Raw genomic sequence first — 16,364 nt, forward strand, 5'->3', positions numbered from 1 at the left:
TCAAGGATTGTGTATGGATCAGCTTCCGATCATCGATATCAGCCCGCTCTACAGCGACGATGAAAACGCCTGGCCCGCCGTGGCCGGGCAAATCGACCACGCCTGCCGCGAGTGGGGCTTTTTCTACATCAAGGGTCACCCGATTTCGGCGCAACGCATCGACGCGGTGCTCGATCAGACTCAGCGTTTTTTTGCTCTGCCCGCAGCGGAAAAACTCAAGATCGACATCACCCAGACCCGCCACCATCGCGGCTACGGTGCGATCGCCACCGAGCAACTCGACCCAAGCAAACCCAGCGACCTCAAAGAAACCTTCGACATGGGCCTGCACCTGCCGGCCAACCATCCCGACGTACTCGCCGGAAAACCGTTGCGCGGGCCGAACCGTCATCCGGCGCAAACCGGCTGGGCCGAGTTGATGGAACAGCATTACCTCGACATGCAGGCTCTCGCCCAAACCCTGCTGCGGGCAATGACTCTCGCGCTGGGCATCGAGCGCGACTTCTTCGACAGCCGTTTCAACGACCCCGTCAGCGTCCTGCGCATGATCCATTACCCACCGCGCCACACCGCCAGCTCCGCCGAGCAGCAAGGCGCCGGCGCGCACACCGATTACGGCTGCGTCACCCTGCTCTATCAGGACAGCGCCGGTGGCTTGCAAGTGAAGAATGTCAAAGGCGAATGGATCGACGCGCCACCGATTGAGGGCACTTTCGTGGTCAACCTCGGCGACATGATGGCGCGCTGGAGCAACGACCGTTATCGCTCGACGCCGCACCGCGTCATCAGTCCGCTCGGGGTCGATCGCTATTCGATGCCGTTCTTCGCCGAGCCGCACCCGGACACGCGCATCGAATGCCTGCCCGGTTGTCAGGACGCACAACACCCAGCGAAGTATCCGACCACCACCTGCGCCGAATTCCTGCTGTCGCGCTTCGCCGATACCTACGCTTATCGCCGTGAGCAGGAAGCCGTTTGATGGATCGCTTGGTCAGGTTTTGCCAATTGTTTCGGCGAGCATCTGTAGAATGCCGCCATTGCACCTGATGAGAAAAGAATATGTACGACTGGCTCAACGCCTTGCCCAAGGCTGAACTGCACCTGCATCTGGAAGGCTCGCTGGAGCCCGAGCTGCTGTTCGCCCTGGCCGAACGCAACAAGATCGCCCTGCCGTGGAATGACGTGGAAACCCTGCGCAAGGCATACGCCTTCAACAACCTGCAGGAATTCCTCGACTTGTATTACCAGGGTGCCGATGTGCTGCGCACCTCGCAGGACTTCTACGACCTGACCTGGGCCTACCTGCTGCGCTGCAAGGCGCAGAACGTGATTCACACCGAACCGTTCTTCGACCCGCAGACCCACACCGACCGGGGCATCCCGTTCGAAGTGGTGCTCAACGGCATCGCCGCGGCACTCAAGGATGGCGAGCAACAACTGGGCATCACCAGCGGTTTGATCCTCAGTTTCCTGCGCCACCTCAGCGAAGAACAAGCCGAGAAAACTCTCGATCAAGCGCTGCCATTCCGTGATGCGTTTGTCGCGGTCGGTCTCGACAGCTCCGAGATGGGCCACCCGCCGAGCAAGTTCCAGCGCGTGTTCGACCGTGCCCGCCACGAAGGCTTCCTGACCGTCGCCCACGCTGGCGAAGAAGGCCCGCCGGAGTACATCTGGGAAGCCATCGACCTTTTGAAGATCCAGCGGATCGACCATGGCGTGCGCGCCATCGAAGACGAGCGCCTGATGCAGCGGATCATCGATGAGCAGATCCCGCTGACCGTGTGCCCGCTGTCGAATACCAAGCTTTGCGTGTTCGATCACATGTCGCAGCACAACATCCTCGACATGCTCGAGCGTGGCGTGAAGGTTACGGTGAACTCCGATGACCCGGCGTACTTCGGTGGTTACGTGACCGAGAACTTCTACGCACTGCATGAGCATTTGGGCATGACCCAGGATCAGGCCAAGCGCCTGGCGCAGAACAGCCTGGATGCGCGACTGGTAAAGCCATAAGCAACACCGCAAAACCTTTGTAGGCCTTCGCCTGCTCGCGATAGCAGGGTGTCAGCTAAAAAATCTATATCTGACACTCCGCTATCGCGAGCAGGCGAAGGCCTACATTGGATCGGTGTTAGCCGATAGATTGGGTTTCAGTCAGCTCTTCAAGGGTTTTCCCGCGCGTCTCCATCCCGAACAGCCACACCACCCCCGCCGCTATCGCAAAGCAAGCCGCGCCCAGCGCAAACACCCCGCCCTGCCCGGTAATCGGGAACACCAGCCCGGTCACCAACGGCCCGAGCAGCGACCCCACGCGGCCAATTGCCGAGGCGAAGCCCGAGCCTGTCGCCCGCGCCGACGTCGGATACAACTCCGGCGTGTAGGTGTAGAGCACCGCCCACATACCGAACAGGAAAAACTGCATCAACAGCCCGGTGCTGATCAGCAGCGCAACGTTGCCGCCAAACACCGCGCTCTGCCCATACAGAAACGCCATCACCCCGCCGCCGAGCAACGTGACGATGCACACCGGTTTACGCCCCCAGCGCTCGACCAGCCACGCCGCCATCAGAAACCCGGGAATCCCGCCCAGGGAAATCAGCACCGTGTAATACACCGACTGCGTCACTGCGAAACCCGACTGTTGCAGCAGCGCACTGAGCCACGACGTCAGCCCGTAAAAGCCAAGCAGCGCAAAGAACCACAGACTCCAGATCATCGTGGTGCGCTGGCGATACTGCGGCGACCAGATCTGTTTGAGCGCCGAAAAGAAGTTGCCCGGCGGCGTCGCAGTGCGCGGCAAACGAATCGGTTCCGGCAGCGCCGCACCGCCCAGTGAGTTGCGCACCCGCGCCTCGATGCCGTTCAACACCTTGTCCGCAGCGTCATCGCGCCCCGCCTGTTCCAGCCAGCGCGGTGACTCGGGAATGAAAAAGCGGATCGCCAGCACAAACACTGCCGGCACGGCCAACACCAGAAAGATGTCGCGCCAGCCAATCAGTGGCAGCAGAAAGTAGGACAGCACGCCAGCAGCGACGAAGCCGAGCGGCCAGAAGCCGTCCATCAACGCGATGTAACGACCGCGACGTTGCGCCGGAATCAGCTCGGACAACATCGACTGGGCGATGGGAAACTCCATGCCCATGCCGATCCCCAACAGGATGCGGAACAGTGTCAGCATCTCGACCGTTTGCGCCGTCGAGCACAGATAACTGGCCACGCCCCACAGCACGATGCTCCACTGAAACACCGGTTTGCGCCCGAAGCGATCGGCGAGCATGCCCGACAGCGACGCTCCCAGCACCATGCCGAAGAAGCTCGAACTGGCGAGCAGCCCCGCTTGCGCACTGCTCAGGCCGAACTCGGCTTTGATCGAGCCGAGCAGGAACGTCATCATCGCCAGGTCCATGGAGTCGAAGAAAAACGCCAGAGCAATAATGATGAAAATGATCCGGTGATAACCGCTTATTGGCAGTCGCTCCAAGCGTTCCGCCGCGCTGTAGCCGTGTGTGTCCATGCCGCCTCCCCCATCCGAAATATCCCCGGATCGAGTGTGCGCGATAGCGCTCAGGCGTTGCTGCTGGATGCGACCTGTTCGCAGTCGTGGACGACGCCAGAAGTGCTGACGTCGAATGCGAGTGCTCTACAACGCCATTTCCAGTTCGGTTTCCTTGGCGAAGCGGTGCAGTTCCCGTTGGCCAGTGGCCGTCAATTGCAAGGCTCTGGAATCGTTGGGCAGGGTCAGCCAACCGGACTGCATGAACAACTGCAGCAACGCGGCACCCAGTGAGCCTCCCATGTGCGGACGACGCTCGCTCCAGTCCGGACAGGCACACGCCACTTGTACGTTGCGATGGGCCAACGCTTGAATGAACACACCGCGCCCAGCCAACAATTTCGCCCCCTTGTGGGTCACCACGACGCGTTGCTCAAGCTGTTCGATCCAACCGGCATCAAGCAGCCGCTGATACAGATCCGCCGCCAGCGTACCGCCCAGATGGTCATCGCAAAAACGCGCACGCAACAGTGAGGACGGCGCGGTCTGCGGTTTGGCCATGGGGGTGGTGCGTTTGAATACCTCGGGAATGTCCCTTGGAGCACTGGCAATGGTAGCGCTGGCCAACGCTTCTATTGCAGCGCCGACCTCCGGTGCCGAGAGACGGAAAAACCGCTTGCGACCGCGGACTTCGACCTTCAACAGACCACCCGTGGAAAGCCGCGCCAAGTGCGCGCTGGCCGACGACGGCGACAGCCCTGCCAGTAGCGCAAGCTCCTCGGTTTGCCGGGCCGAGCCATCCATCAACGCCCACATCATCGCGCTGCGCTTGGGGTCGGCCAGCAACGTGGCGATCTGGCTGATGCAAGGTGCATGTTCCATGTGTTCACTCCCTGTTGAATCGTATCGTCTACTGCTCGGAGACATCTTGGCCGGTAATGAGTCATCGGCCAAGACGCGAAAATCGCCATGAACCGGGACAAGGCAGGCCAGTGACGCAGCCTGCTCCAGCACAGAACCCGCAGCAGTTGCGCGACCATCACTCGAATACTGGCGACGCGGTGCGAGGGTCTCCGGGCCGGGGTGTCGGTGCTGGCATGAGGCGGGCGCTAGTATAAGCGGGTTAGCTCCCGCGTCCCGCGCCGGGGCCTGCGCAGGTGGTGATTGTTCCTGACAGAAATTTCTCTATTTACCTGCGACTAATGATCAACTTCCGAAAAAGCGGGAAATTGACTACTCAAATCAGCGCATCGGCTGGCGAGCATTTCCCGCAGAAGGTTCACCGGCTTACTCAATTGAGCGCGATGGGCGCACAACAAATTCAGCGGTGCGCGCTCACACAGCAACTCCGGCAGCAGCACTTTGAGACGCCCGGCGAGCACATCGGCGCCCACGTCCAGCCACGACTTGTAGGCAATTCCGGCGCCGGCCACCGCCCACAGGCGCACCACGTCGGCGTCATCGCTGAAACGGTCACCACTGACGGTCAGGCCGACTTCACGTTTGCCGTCATGAAAACTCCAATGGTCATGCACCCGACTGCCGAGCATGTACAGCAGGCAGTTGTGCTGGGCCAGTTGTTCGAGCTGGCGCGGTTCGCCGTGCCGGGCCAGATATGCCGGCGAGGCACACAGCACACGACGGTTATGCGGGGCGATGGGCAAGGCGACCAGGCTTGAGTCTTCCGGTTCGCCATAACGCAAGGCGATGTCTACCGGTTGGCGGAACAGGTCAGCAATGCGGTCGCCGAGCAGCAAACGCACGGTCAGCTTCGGGTGTTCGCGCTGGAACGCGTCGAGCCATGGCAGCAACAGATTGCGGCCGAAGTCCGAAGGTGCCGACAACTGCAAGACCCCACTGACCTGATCCTGGCCGCTGGCCAGCAAGCGCCGGCCTTCATCGAGATGGCTCAACGCCGCGCGGGCGTATTCGAGAAAGCCTTCACCTTCGGCCGTCAGACGCAAACTGCGGGTCGAACGCGCGAGCAACCGCGCGCCGAGTTGCTGTTCGATCCGTTTCAACGCCGCACTGGCCACGGCCGCAGACATGTCCATTACCCGCGCTGCCGCCGACAGACTGCCCAGATCCGCCGCCCGGACAAACAACTGCAAGTCATCGAAACGCAGCATGATCAGCCTCGATTATCAAAAAAATATTGAAAGAGACTGCTCTTTTAGCCGGTTTTATCTCGCAGAGAAATAGCCAATCATCACTCCATCGCATTCATCCCGCTTCTCTGGAGCCGAGCATGTCCCAGCCTTTCACCGCTATCGCCACCCTGATTGCCAAACCCGGTCAACAGGATCTTCTCGAACAGGGCTTGCGCGCCCTGGTTGAACCGAGCCGCGCCGAACACGGTTGCAGCCAGTACGACCTGCACCGCGACCTCACCGACCCGCAGGTGTTTTATGTGATCGAACACTGGGCCAGCGAAGCGATTCTTGAGGCGCACAACAACAGCGCGCACTTTCAGAACTTCCAGGCCACTGCCGGCCACACCATCGAACACTTCCAGCTCAAGCGCCTTGGCGTGATTGCCTGATCTTCTTCTATTAACTGTACGGAGCCCTTTATGAAAGCCATTGCCTATTACGCTTCCCTGCCGATCAGCGACGCCAAATCCCTGCAAGACATCGAACTGCCAGAACCGGTCGCCGGCCCGCGCGACCTGCTGGTGGAAGTCAAAGCCATTTCGGTCAACCCGGTCGACACCAAAGTGCGGCAGAACGTGGCACCGGAAAACGCTGCAGCGAAAGTGCTGGGCTGGGACGTCGCCGGTGTGGTCAAGGCTGTCGGCAGCGAAGTGACGCTGTTCAAGGCTGGCGACAAGGTTTTCTACGCCGGCTCCATCGCCCGTGCCGGCGGCAACAGTGAACTGCACGTGGTCGATGAGCGCATCGTCGGCCATATGCCGAAATCTCTCGGGTTTGCCGAAGCTGCCGCACTGCCGCTGACCGCGATCACCGCATGGGAATTGCTGTTCGAACGCTTGCAAATCCGCGAAGGCAAAACCAACGAAGATCAGAGTTTGCTGATCGTTGGCGCGGCCGGCGGGGTTGGCTCAATCCTCACGCAATTGGCCAGGCAACTGACCGGCCTGAAAGTCATCGGCACCGCATCCCGTGAGCAAACCCGTGACTGGGTCAAACAACTGGGCGCCGACCTCGTCATCGATCACAGCCAGCCGCTGAGCGAAGAGCTCAAGCGCGCCGGGATCGACAGCGTGACCCACGTCGCCAGCCTGACCCAGACCGAACAGCACCTCGATCAACTGGTCGAAGCGCTGGCGCCGCAAGGCAAACTGGCACTGATCGACGATCCGAAGTCGCTGGACGTGAGCAAACTCAAGCGCAAGAGCCTGTCGCTGCACTGGGAGTTCATGTACACCCGCTCGCTGTTCGAGACGCCGGACATGATCGAACAGCACAAACTGCTTAACCGCGTGGCGCAGCTGATTGATGCCGGGACGTTGAAGACCACGGTGGGCGAGCACTTCGGCACGATCAACGCGGCGAACCTGCGTCGTGCTCATGAGCTGCTGGAAAGTGGCAAAGCCAAGGGGAAAATTGTTTTAGAAGGTTTCTAAAAAACCGCACAGCGCAGCCTTCGCCGGACCTAGAGCAGTCGGCGGGGCTGCGCTGTTGTTTGCCGTCAGTCCGATGCTTGACCGTTGTCACAATTGCGATCGTATTCAGGTCTACAATCGAAGCCTCTGCGATACATCTTTTACGCAAGGGAGGTCAGCAATGAAGATCCTGATAAAAGAAGTGGCAAAGTCTCAATGGCAGGTTCGCCTGGACCAACACGCAGTGACATTCCGCAGTGAAGCCGAAGCACTGGCCTTCACCCGCACCCTCGAAGCGCGACTGTGCGCGCCCCATCAGATTCCCGACCGCAGCCAGCAGCGCGCTGCCGGCTGAGGCTGTTTTATGCCTCGGCCTGAGCTTGCGCCAGTGCCCGGGCATTCTGCAGACGGCGGGTGAGCAGCGCCACGCACACCACCAGCAAGCCGCACAGGCTGATAACAATCGCCATCGGCACGGCTGTGCCGTCGTGCAACACCCCCACCAGTGCCGAAGCGCCGGCGGCGACGCTGAATTGCATGCAGCCGAGCAGCGCCGAGGCACTGCCGGCGCGCGCACCCTGGCCGTTCATCGCGCAGGCAGCGGCGTTGGGGCTGATGCAGCCCAGGCTCGACACGCAGATGAACAGTGGAATCAGCAGCGGCCACAAGGACTCGGTATGCATTGCGCTGACCGCGAGCAGCGCCAGCCCGGCAGCGAAATACACCCACACTGCCCTCGACAGCAGGAACGCCGGGCCGCGTTTGGCCAACATCCGCGCATTGACCTGCGCCACCAGAATGAAGCCCGCCGCATTGGTACCGAACAGCCAGCCGAAATGTTCGGCCGGGACGCCATACAACTTGATGAAGATAAACGGCGAGCCGGCGATGTAGGCAAACATCCCGGCGATGGCGATGCCACCGGTCAGGGCATGACCGAGGTAAACCCGATCCTTGAGCAAGCGCCCGTACTGGCGCAGGGCGCCGGACAACGGCTGGCGCGGCATGTGCGCCGGCATACTTTCCGGCAGCCCCAGCGCCACGGCCAAACCGGCCAAGGCACTGAACCCGGTCAGCACAAGGAAGATCGACTGCCAGCCTGTGGTGTTGACCAGCAGACCGCCGAGCATCGGCGCCAGAATTGGCGCTAGGCCCATCACCAGCATCAATTGCGAGAAGACTTTCGCCGAACCCACCGCGTCGCATTTGTCGCTGACCACCGCCCGGGAAATCACCATCCCCGCGCAACCGCCCAACGCCTGGACGAAACGTGCGCCGATCAGCCATTCCAGGTTCGGCGCATAAGCGCAGGCGAGCGATGCCAGGGTGAACAGCGTAAGCCCGACGAGTAACGGGATGCGTCGGCCAAAGCGATCCGCCACCGGCCCATAAGCCAGTTGGCCGATCGACAACCCGGCGAAATATGCCGCCAGCGTCATCTGCACGTGTTTCTCGTCGGTGCCGAACGCCAGCGCCATCGAGGGGAATGCGGGTAAATAGAAGTCGATGGCCAAGGGCCCGAAGGCGGTCAAGGCACCGAGAATCAGAATGGTACGGAAGTTCATCAGGCATCCAGGTTGCAAGTCGGCAGCCCGACAGTCTAGCCGCGCCCGGACGCCTTGAACATTCCGATAGCTCGCTAACGATCAATTTCAGACGAGCTTCACCTCATATCCCTCTTCGCGAATCGCTTCGATGACCTGATCAGCACTCATGGCGCTTTCGACGCCGACCTCTTTCGCCGCCAGATCGACCCGCACGCTGGCCGCCGGATCCTTGGCCTGCACGGCGTTGGTGATGGCTTTGACGCAGTGACCGCAGGACATGCCTTGAACGTTGAACACTTGCATGGAATGACTCCTTTGAGTGAGGTTGCCGCCACTTTCGAGCTTGCCACGATGGCAAGGTCAAGTTCTTCAATAAACTGCCGGGCTGGCAATCGGCGCCGCGCTCGGCCAAGCTGCGTACATCAATGACTCGATTCAGGAGATTCAGCCATGCGCTGGTCAGCTTTCAGCCTGTTTGGCTTTCTCGGCCTTTTTGCCGCCGTCCCTCAGGTGCAAGCCGCCGGCGAGGACTATGCGGTGCTGATCATTTCCCGCGAGCGTCTGGAAGTGTCGACCTCGTGTGAGATCGGCGTGTACATCCAGGATCAGCTCTCGGCGCGGTTGCTGCAGGAGCAAAGCATTTCCTTCAACCTGCCGCCTGGCACTGTTTCGCTGCGCTTGAAGTTGCTGCCGGGACAAGTCGCCGGTTGCAATCCGGGGATGCTCGCGCCGGGGTCGCAGGAGATCAAATTGCATGCCGGTGATGTGCTGAAGTATCGGTTGGCGATGAATTCCGAAGGCGTCTACTTGAAACCTGCGGCTCTCGAATACTGAGTCGCTAGCCAAAAGATCGCAGCCTTCGGCAGCTCCTACAGGGATTGCATTCCAATGTAGGAGCTGCCGAAGGCTGCGATCTTTTGCATTTGAGATTGGCGCTTGACCTTGCCCGCATGGCAAGGTTGATCCTTGTAGGCATCTACTACAGGGAGTACGACCGATGTCCGATTCCATCACTTTCGATCTGCCGATTGCCGGCATGACCTGCGCCAGTTGCGCCGGGCGTGTCGAGCGGGCATTGAGTAAAGTCAGCGGCGCCAGTGCCGTCAGCGTCAACCTCGCCACCGAGCAGGCCCGCGTGCAGGCACCCGGCGACAGCCTGCCGGCCTTGATGGAGGCGGTTGAACGCGCCGGTTACAGCGTCCCGCAGCAAACCCTGGAACTGAACATCGAAGGCATGACCTGCGCCTCCTGCGTCGGTCGCGTCGAGCGTGCGCTGAACAAAGTCCCTGGGGTGAAAGGCGTCAGCGTCAACCTGGCCAACGAACGTGCGCACCTCGAACTACTGGGCCAGGTCGATCCGCAAAGTCTGCTCGACGCGGTGAGCAAGGCCGGCTACTTGGCCAGCGTCTGGCAAGCCGAACACCCGCAAACCGATATCCAACAGCAGCGGCTGAAACATGAACGCTGGGCGCTGATCTGCGCGATCGCCCTCGCCCTGCCGCTGGTGGCGCCGATGTTGCTGCAACCGTTCGGCATTCACTGGATGCTCCCGGCTTGGGCGCAATTCGCCCTCGCCACACCGGTGCAGTTCATTTTTGGTGCGCGCTTTTACGTCGCCGCGTGGAAAGCCGTTCGCGCTGGTGCTGGCAACATGGACTTGCTGGTCGCCCTCGGCACCAGCGCCGGCTACGGTCTGAGTCTTTATGAATGGGCCACCGCTGCCGGGCGCATGCCGCACCTGTATTTCGAAGCATCGGCGGTGGTCATTGCCTTGGTGCTGCTCGGTAAATATCTCGAGAGCCGCGCCAAACGCCAGACTGCCAGCGCCATCCGCGCCCTCGAAGCGTTGCGGCCGGAGCGGGCGATTCAAGTGATCGAAGGCCGCGAGCAGGACGTCGCTATCAGCGCCCTGCGCCTGGGCGATCTGGTGCTGGTCAAACCCGGCGAGCGTTTCCCGGTCGACGGCGAAGTCATCGACGGCCAGAGCCACGCTGATGAAGCACTGATCAGTGGCGAAAGCCTGCCGGTACCGAAACAACCGGGCGACAAAGTCACCGGTGGCGCGATCAACGGTGAAGGTCGCTTGCTGGTGCGCACTCAGGCACTCGGCGCGGAAACCGTACTGGCGCGGATCATTCGTCTGGTGGAAGACGCCCAAGCGGCCAAGGCACCGATTCAGAAACTGGTGGATAAAGTCAGCCAGATCTTCGTGCCGACGGTGTTGCTGATTGCCCTCGCTACGCTGATCGGCTGGTGGCTCTACGGTGCGCCAATGGAAACGGCACTGATCAATGCTGTCGCGGTGCTGGTCATCGCTTGCCCATGTGCACTGGGTCTTGCCACGCCGACGGCGATCATGGCCGGCACTGGCGTAGCAGCGCGTCACGGCATTCTGATCAAGGATGCCGAAGCGCTGGAGCGCGCCCATGAAGTCAGCAGCGTGGTCTTCGACAAAACCGGTACGCTGACCTCCGGCACACCGCGTATCGCCCACTTCAGCGCCATCGACGGTGACGAAAACAACCTGCTGACACTGGCCGGCGCTCTGCAACGCGGCAGCGAACACCCACTGGCCAAAGCCGTGCTGGATGCAGCCGCCGAGCGCGGCTTGACGGTGCCCGAGGTCAGCGACAGCCAGTCGCTGACCGGTCGCGGCATCGCTGGCAATCTCGACGGCCGGCGCCTGGCGCTGGGCAATCGGCGGATGCTCGAAGAAAGTGATTTGAGCGCGGGCAACCTGAGCGAATCTGCCCAGGCATGGGAGGCCGAGGGCCGCACCCTGTCGTGGTTAATCGAACAAAGTCCTGAACCGCAAGTACTCGGCTTGTTCGCCTTCGGTGACACTTTGAAACCCGGTGCACTGGAAGCCGTACAACAACTGGCCGCGCGAAATATCCACAGCCATCTGCTGACCGGCGACAACCGTGGCAGCGCTCGCGTCGTCGCCGAGGCCCTGGACATCAGCAATGTCCACGCTGAAGTGCTGCCAGCGGACAAAGCCGCCACCGTCACTGAGCTGAAAAAAACCGGCGTGGTCGCCATGGTCGGTGACGGCATCAACGACGCGCCGGCCCTCGCCGCTGCGGACATCGGTATCGCCATGGGCGGCGGCACCGACGTGGCCATGCACGCGGCGGGCATCACCCTGATGCGCGGCGATCCACGCTTGGTGCCAGCGGCGCTGGAGATCAGCCGCAAGACCTATGCGAAGATCCGCCAGAACCTGTTCTGGGCCTTCGTCTACAACCTGGTCGGCATTCCGCTGGCGGCGTTCGGCTTCCTCAATCCAGTGCTGGCCGGTGCAGCGATGGCGCTGTCGAGCGTCAGCGTGGTGAGCAATGCGCTACTGTTGAAAACCTGGAAACCCAAGGACCTGGAGGAGCACCGATGAACATCGGTCAAGCGGCCAAACACAGTGGCCTCAGCGCGAAAATGATCCGTTATTACGAGTCGATCGGCCTGCTCAAAGCGGCGCATCGCACCGACAGCGGTTATCGGCTCTACGGTGACGATGACCTGCACACGCTGGCATTCATCAAGCGCTCGCGGGACTTGGGCTTCTCCCTGGAAGAAGTCGGCAAACTGCTGACCCTGTGGCAGGACCGCCAGCGCGCCAGCGCTGATGTGAAGGCGTTGGCGCGCCAGCACATCGACGAGTTGAATCAGAAGATTCGCGAACTTGGCGAGTTGCGTGACACCCTGCAAGACCTCGTCGAGCACTGCAACGGCGACCACCGTCCCGACTGCCCGATTCTCAAGGAGCTGGCGTCGGGCTGCTGCGCGCAACCCGCCCGCGCTTGAGCGCCAACAGTTTCACCGTGAGCAATGTGCCGAGGGGAATGCCGTGGAACAGCATGACCACGGCACCCGGCGTCCACCACGCGTAGAAAGGCGCGGCGATGAGCATGCCGATGCCGAACCCGGTCATCTGCAGCAAAGTCAGCACGCTGAAAATCGGCAGGCGTAACTGCTCGGGTTCGCGTTGCAGACGCGACATCAGCCCGACTTCGGAAAAGCCGTCACCCAGTCCCGCCGGCAATGAAAACAGCAGCAGGCCGTAGAGGCTGTGTTGCTGGAACATCAGGATAAAGCCGCAGGACATCAGCGCCACGCCGAAGAAAAACCGTCGCTCGAGGTCAATGTTGTCCGAACCCTTCAGACGACTGGCGATTCGCGCACCCAGCAATTTGCCGCTGGCCCACACCGCCAGCATCAGCCCCAGCGTGGTACTCGCCGACTCTGGCGTGAGCAGTTTGGAAATGATCGGAAAGCCAACGTTGTGCGCGGCGCTGCCCAGGGTGTCGGCCATGGTCACCGCAAGCATCGCAGCAACCACCGGCGCAGCACGCAAGCCCTGTTTGAGGGCTGACCATTCGCTGCGTTCGGTTTCCTCGTTGGCTGTTGCAGGTTCGAAACGCAGCGGCACGATCAACAATGCTGCCAGCAAATAGGTCAGTGCATTCAGTGCGAACACCGTTTCAAAACCAAAACCCGCCACCAGCAAACCCGATACCAGACTGCCACCGACCATCGCGGCAGATGAGGCCGAGGTGATCCAGGCGTTGGCCTTGAGCAGTTGATCAGCGGGGATCAGACGCGGCAACTGGCTGTTGAGGCCGATGGCGAACATCGAGTTGCCCAGTCCCAGACCGAAGGCAATCACCGGCAACAGCATGGCTTGCTGGCTGACAGGCACAATCAATAACAGACCCAGCACACTGGCGCGCAGCAGATCGAACGCGATCAGTGGCGCGCGCCCGCTGCATCGCCGGTAAAACGCGGTGCCGATCAAACTGGCAAAGATCCCCCCACCCACGCGGCTGGCGAGGAAAATTCCGACGCTCATGGCGCTGTTGCTCAGCAGGTAGACGTAGGTGGCCAGCGCGACCATGTTGAGGAAGGCGCCGAAATCGGAGATCAGTCGGGCGGTGACGATCAGGTGGGTGTTGCGCGGGGTGGTCACATTCAGTCCTTGAGTGTGGCTGGAGCGGTGGACAGTAGACGCGAAATTGCGTTGATCCGAAAGGGCCCTCACCCTAACCCTCTCCCAGGGGGAGAGGGGACTGATTGGGGGATGCTGTGGAGATACGCCGACCTGAAATTTCTTTACCGAATCCAAACAGGTCCAAATGCTGACCTCGTCCAATCCATAATCGACCCGGTGTTTCAGGTCGATGTATGACGCAAGACACCTCGGTCGGCCCCCTCTCCCTCTGGGAGAGGGTTGGGGTGAGGGGCTTCTAGGGATTCTGATTCAAACAAAAAACCCGGCCGAAGCCGGGTTTCTCATCAAGCGATCACTGCATCCACGGTGGCGGCGGTGGTTCGTCGGACTTGCCTTTCGGCTCGTCGTCCGCTGCGCGGATGGCCTGCTTGCGTTCCTCGTCGAGGCGCGCCGCTTCGATCTCGCGCAATACCCCGCCCACATCGGCCAGGTCTTCCGGATCATCGAACTCACCGGTCAGCACACTGTTCGGGTGCAAGGTGCCGGCTTCGTACAACGCCCACATTTCCTTGGCGTACTTGGTCAGTTTCAATTCCGGCGCAAAGCGACCGAAGTACGAAGCCATGTTGCCGACATCGCGCTCCAGCATGCTGAACGCATGGTTGTTGCCGGCAGCGTCGACGGCTTGCGGCAAGTCGATGATGACCGGACCGGTCGGCGTCAGCAGCACGTTGAACTCCGAGAGGTCACCGTGCACCAGACCGGTACACAACATCAGCACGATCTGCGAGATCAGGAACGCGTGATACTCGCGCGCCTGATCCGGCTCCAGCACCACGTCGTTCAGACGCGGCGCGGCATCGCCGAATTCGTCGGCCACCAACTCCATCAACAGCACGCCGTCGAGGAAGTCATACGGCTTTGGCACCCGCACGCCGGCACCGGCCAGACGAAACAGCGCCGCCACTTCGGCGTTCTGCCAGGCATCTTCAGTCTCTTTGCGACCGAACTTGGAGCCCTTGGCCATCGCCCGAGCCTGTCGGCTATTACGAACCTTGCGGCCTTCCTGATACTCGGCCGCCTGGCGGAAACTGCGTTTGTTCGCCTCCTTGTAGACCTTTGCGCAACGTAACTGATTGCCGCAGCGCACCACATAAACAGCTGCTTCTTTACCACTCATCAGTGGGCGCAGCACTTCGTCGACCAGACCGTCCTCGATCAGGGGTTCAATGCGTTTTGGAGTCTTCATCAGCTTTTATTGTGGGTCCTTTATTACCAAACACGCGAATGTCACTCGTTATACGGCAATCCTCGCATCACGGGGAGGGGTTGCCGACCTGTGAACGTTGAGAATGCACACACTGTGCCGGATTAAACAGGGCCAACTCTGCGTTCGCGCATCGACCGTCGAGAATCATAGCCGAGCCTGTTGTACTTGTTGGTACATGTCTTCAAGGGCATTTGCGACAGAATCTGACATTTGGCTGATGCCCCTTCGGAAGATTTTTGCAAAGTCGCCTCAATTTCCCTGTTTCGCAGCCGAAGTCCTCAATGACAGAGGGATTTGTCCGACAATCGTTCCACAATAATCAGCGATGCCGCACTCAGGGCAACGGGTGATCCATAACGTTTTCGGCTGCCAATAAACCACAAGTCATCTGCACTGCGTGGGCCTACAAGAAAATCTGGAGCGCGGATGAACATCAAACAGAAATTGACGTGGGCGTTTGCAATCATCGCCTGCTTGCCGGTGGTGCTGGTCGCAACCCTGGTGGTGATGAACCTGCGCAGCGATGCCCGGGACAACTTTGTCGACAGCAGCGGTCGCGAGATCCGTCAGGTCAGCAATGCCATGCAGCTGTTTTTTGATGGTATCAGCCAGAACGTCGATTACCTGGCGTCGCAACCGCTGATCAAAAACACCGACGACAGCCTCAAGACCTACATGGGCGCCAACGCCGAATCCATCCCGCAGGGCGAGATGGACAAAAAGGTCTTCGCGTTCCTCCAGGACCTGGGCAACGCTCACCCGGCTTACGCCTACGCCATCGTCGGTACCGCTGCCGGTGGTTACGTGTCGTGGCCGGACGATCCCAAGCTCAACAACTACGACCCGCGTCAGCGGCCGTGGTACAAGGCTGCCCAGGCCAAACCGGGCAAGCCGTTGCGTACTGCCGCTTATTACTGGGCGCAGGACGATGCGACCTACGTCAGCACCGTGCGCACCATCGACAACAAACTCGGCAGCAACGGCGGCGTGGTCAGCATCGACGTGACGCTCAAGCAGCTCACCGAGATCGTCAAACAGATCAAGCTGGGCGAAACCGGCTACCTGATGCTCCTGGAAAACAGCGGCACGGTGCTGGTCGACCCGAAACAGCCGGAACACAATTTCAAGCCGCTGGACAGCCTCGGCGAAGGCTATGCGCAACTGGCCAAGGCCGGCAAAGGCCTGGTGGAAGTCGAGCTTAATGGCGAGCGCTACATGGCCAACGTCTGGCCGTCGGAGCAATTGGGCTGGACCTTCGTTGGCCTGATCAAGCAGAGCGATGTGATGAGCTCGGCCACGCAACTGACTTGGCTGATCGCGATCATCGCTGCCGTGCTGGCCGTGCTGTTCGCCGTGGTCGGCGCCAGTTTCGCCGGCCTGATCGTGCGTCCGATCCGCAGCGTCGCCAGCGGTCTGGAAGGCATCGCGCAGGGCGAAGGCGACCTGACCAAAAACCTCGACATTCGGGGCAACGACGAAACCGCGCAACTGGCCAACTGGTTCAATCAGTTCCTCACCGCGATCCGCAGCCTGATTCAGCACAT

General features: G+C 60.8%; 15 protein-coding genes and 1 pseudogene. 9 read left to right on the forward strand and 7 right to left on the reverse strand.

Annotated elements, in window-relative coordinates:
* Positions 1 to 13 precede the first annotated feature (13 nt).
* Together ACM6IN_RS20555 and ACM6IN_RS20560 are read left to right on the forward strand one after the other, a co-directional pair.
* A complete protein-coding gene (locus tag ACM6IN_RS20555; protein ID WP_095114405.1) occupies positions 14 to 979 on the forward strand; it encodes a 2-oxoglutarate and iron-dependent oxygenase domain-containing protein in 966 nt (321 codons plus the stop codon).
* Positions 980 to 1,059: 80 nt separating this feature from the next.
* On the forward strand, positions 1,060 to 2,013 hold the full coding sequence (locus tag ACM6IN_RS20560) for an adenosine deaminase (protein ID WP_007914694.1): 954 nt from the start codon (positions 1,060 to 1,062) through the stop codon (positions 2,011 to 2,013).
* Between the two features lie 118 nt (positions 2,014 to 2,131).
* On the opposite strand, the gene ACM6IN_RS20565 is transcribed toward ACM6IN_RS20560, so the two are convergent.
* The 3 genes from ACM6IN_RS20565 to ACM6IN_RS20575 all read right to left on the reverse strand — a co-directional run bounded on the left by ACM6IN_RS20565 (position 2,132) and on the right by ACM6IN_RS20575 (position 5,622).
* The gene (locus ACM6IN_RS20565) at positions 2,132 to 3,514 is read right to left on the reverse strand and encodes an MFS transporter (RefSeq protein WP_414916622.1); all 1,383 of its coding nucleotides are present in this window, start codon (positions 3,512 to 3,514) and stop codon (positions 2,132 to 2,134) included.
* A gap of 126 nt (positions 3,515 to 3,640) precedes the next feature.
* On the reverse strand, positions 3,641 to 4,375 hold the full coding sequence (locus ACM6IN_RS20570; protein WP_007914692.1) for an ArsR/SmtB family transcription factor: 735 nt from the start codon (positions 4,373 to 4,375) through the stop codon (positions 3,641 to 3,643).
* 317 nt (positions 4,376 to 4,692) lie between these two features.
* The gene (locus tag ACM6IN_RS20575; protein WP_123376368.1) at positions 4,693 to 5,622 is read right to left on the reverse strand and encodes a LysR family transcriptional regulator; all 930 of its coding nucleotides are present in this window, start codon (positions 5,620 to 5,622) and stop codon (positions 4,693 to 4,695) included.
* Positions 5,623 to 5,741: 119 nt separating this feature from the next.
* Here ACM6IN_RS20575 and ACM6IN_RS20580 point away from each other — a divergent pair, with 119 nt between their 5' ends.
* From ACM6IN_RS20580 to ACM6IN_RS20590, 3 genes are all read left to right on the forward strand, one after another.
* Positions 5,742 to 6,035, forward strand: coding sequence for a putative quinol monooxygenase (locus tag ACM6IN_RS20580; RefSeq protein ID WP_007914690.1), 294 nt, complete (start codon positions 5,742 to 5,744; stop codon positions 6,033 to 6,035).
* A 30-nt stretch (positions 6,036 to 6,065) separates the two neighbouring features.
* Positions 6,066 to 7,079, forward strand: coding sequence for a zinc-binding alcohol dehydrogenase family protein (locus tag ACM6IN_RS20585; RefSeq protein WP_007914689.1), 1,014 nt, complete (start codon positions 6,066 to 6,068; stop codon positions 7,077 to 7,079).
* 160 nt (positions 7,080 to 7,239) lie between these two features.
* Positions 7,240 to 7,413, forward strand: a complete 174-nt coding sequence (locus ACM6IN_RS20590) for a hypothetical protein (protein ID WP_007914687.1) — start codon at positions 7,240 to 7,242, stop codon at positions 7,411 to 7,413.
* A gap of 7 nt (positions 7,414 to 7,420) precedes the next feature.
* Here ACM6IN_RS20590 and ACM6IN_RS20595 read toward each other — a convergent pair whose 3' ends face one another.
* Entirely contained in the window at positions 7,421 to 8,623 is a 1,203-nt protein-coding gene (locus tag ACM6IN_RS20595; RefSeq protein ID WP_007914685.1) for a multidrug effflux MFS transporter, read from the reverse strand.
* Between the two features lie 87 nt (positions 8,624 to 8,710).
* Positions 8,711 to 8,908 carry a cation transporter gene (locus ACM6IN_RS20600; RefSeq protein WP_007914683.1) on the reverse strand — a complete coding sequence of 66 codons (198 nt, stop codon included), beginning with the start codon at positions 8,906 to 8,908 and terminating at the stop codon, positions 8,711 to 8,713.
* A gap of 147 nt (positions 8,909 to 9,055) precedes the next feature.
* Here ACM6IN_RS20600 and ACM6IN_RS20605 point away from each other — a divergent pair, with 147 nt between their 5' ends.
* The 3 genes from ACM6IN_RS20605 (at position 9,056) to cueR (ending at position 12,406) form a co-directional block, all read left to right on the forward strand.
* The gene (locus ACM6IN_RS20605; protein WP_007914681.1) at positions 9,056 to 9,439 is read left to right on the forward strand and encodes a hypothetical protein; all 384 of its coding nucleotides are present in this window, start codon (positions 9,056 to 9,058) and stop codon (positions 9,437 to 9,439) included.
* A gap of 163 nt (positions 9,440 to 9,602) precedes the next feature.
* Positions 9,603 to 11,996 (forward strand): copper resistance metal-translocating P1-type ATPase CueA, encoded by a 2,394-nt coding sequence (gene cueA / locus ACM6IN_RS20610; protein ID WP_414916623.1) that lies wholly within the window; start codon positions 9,603 to 9,605, stop codon positions 11,994 to 11,996.
* Positions 11,993 to 12,406 (forward strand): Cu(I)-responsive transcriptional regulator, encoded by a 414-nt coding sequence (gene cueR, locus ACM6IN_RS20615; protein ID WP_007914676.1) that lies wholly within the window; start codon positions 11,993 to 11,995, stop codon positions 12,404 to 12,406. Before cueA ends, cueR begins: the two co-directional genes overlap by 4 nt.
* Here the strand turns inward: cueR and ACM6IN_RS20620 are convergent.
* Positions 12,360 to 13,568 carry an MFS transporter gene (locus ACM6IN_RS20620; RefSeq protein ID WP_414916624.1) on the reverse strand — a complete coding sequence of 403 codons (1,209 nt, stop codon included), beginning with the start codon at positions 13,566 to 13,568 and terminating at the stop codon, positions 12,360 to 12,362. The two genes, cueR and ACM6IN_RS20620, sit on opposite strands and share 47 nt — an antisense overlap.
* Before the next feature lie 334 nt (positions 13,569 to 13,902).
* Positions 13,903 to 14,799 (reverse strand): PA4780 family RIO1-like protein kinase, encoded by an 897-nt coding sequence (locus tag ACM6IN_RS20625; protein ID WP_007914672.1) that lies wholly within the window; start codon positions 14,797 to 14,799, stop codon positions 13,903 to 13,905.
* Positions 14,800 to 15,327: 528 nt separating this feature from the next.
* Between ACM6IN_RS20625 and ACM6IN_RS20630 the strand changes: the two are divergent.
* A pseudogene (locus tag ACM6IN_RS20630) lies at positions 15,328 to 16,335 on the forward strand (cache domain-containing protein); the annotation flags it as partial.
* Positions 16,336 to 16,364 lie beyond the last annotated feature (29 nt).

The sequence above is a fragment of the Pseudomonas sp. IT-P395 genome (assembly GCF_949767675.1).
In the GTDB taxonomy this organism is placed as follows: Bacteria; Pseudomonadota; Gammaproteobacteria; order Pseudomonadales; family Pseudomonadaceae; genus Aquipseudomonas.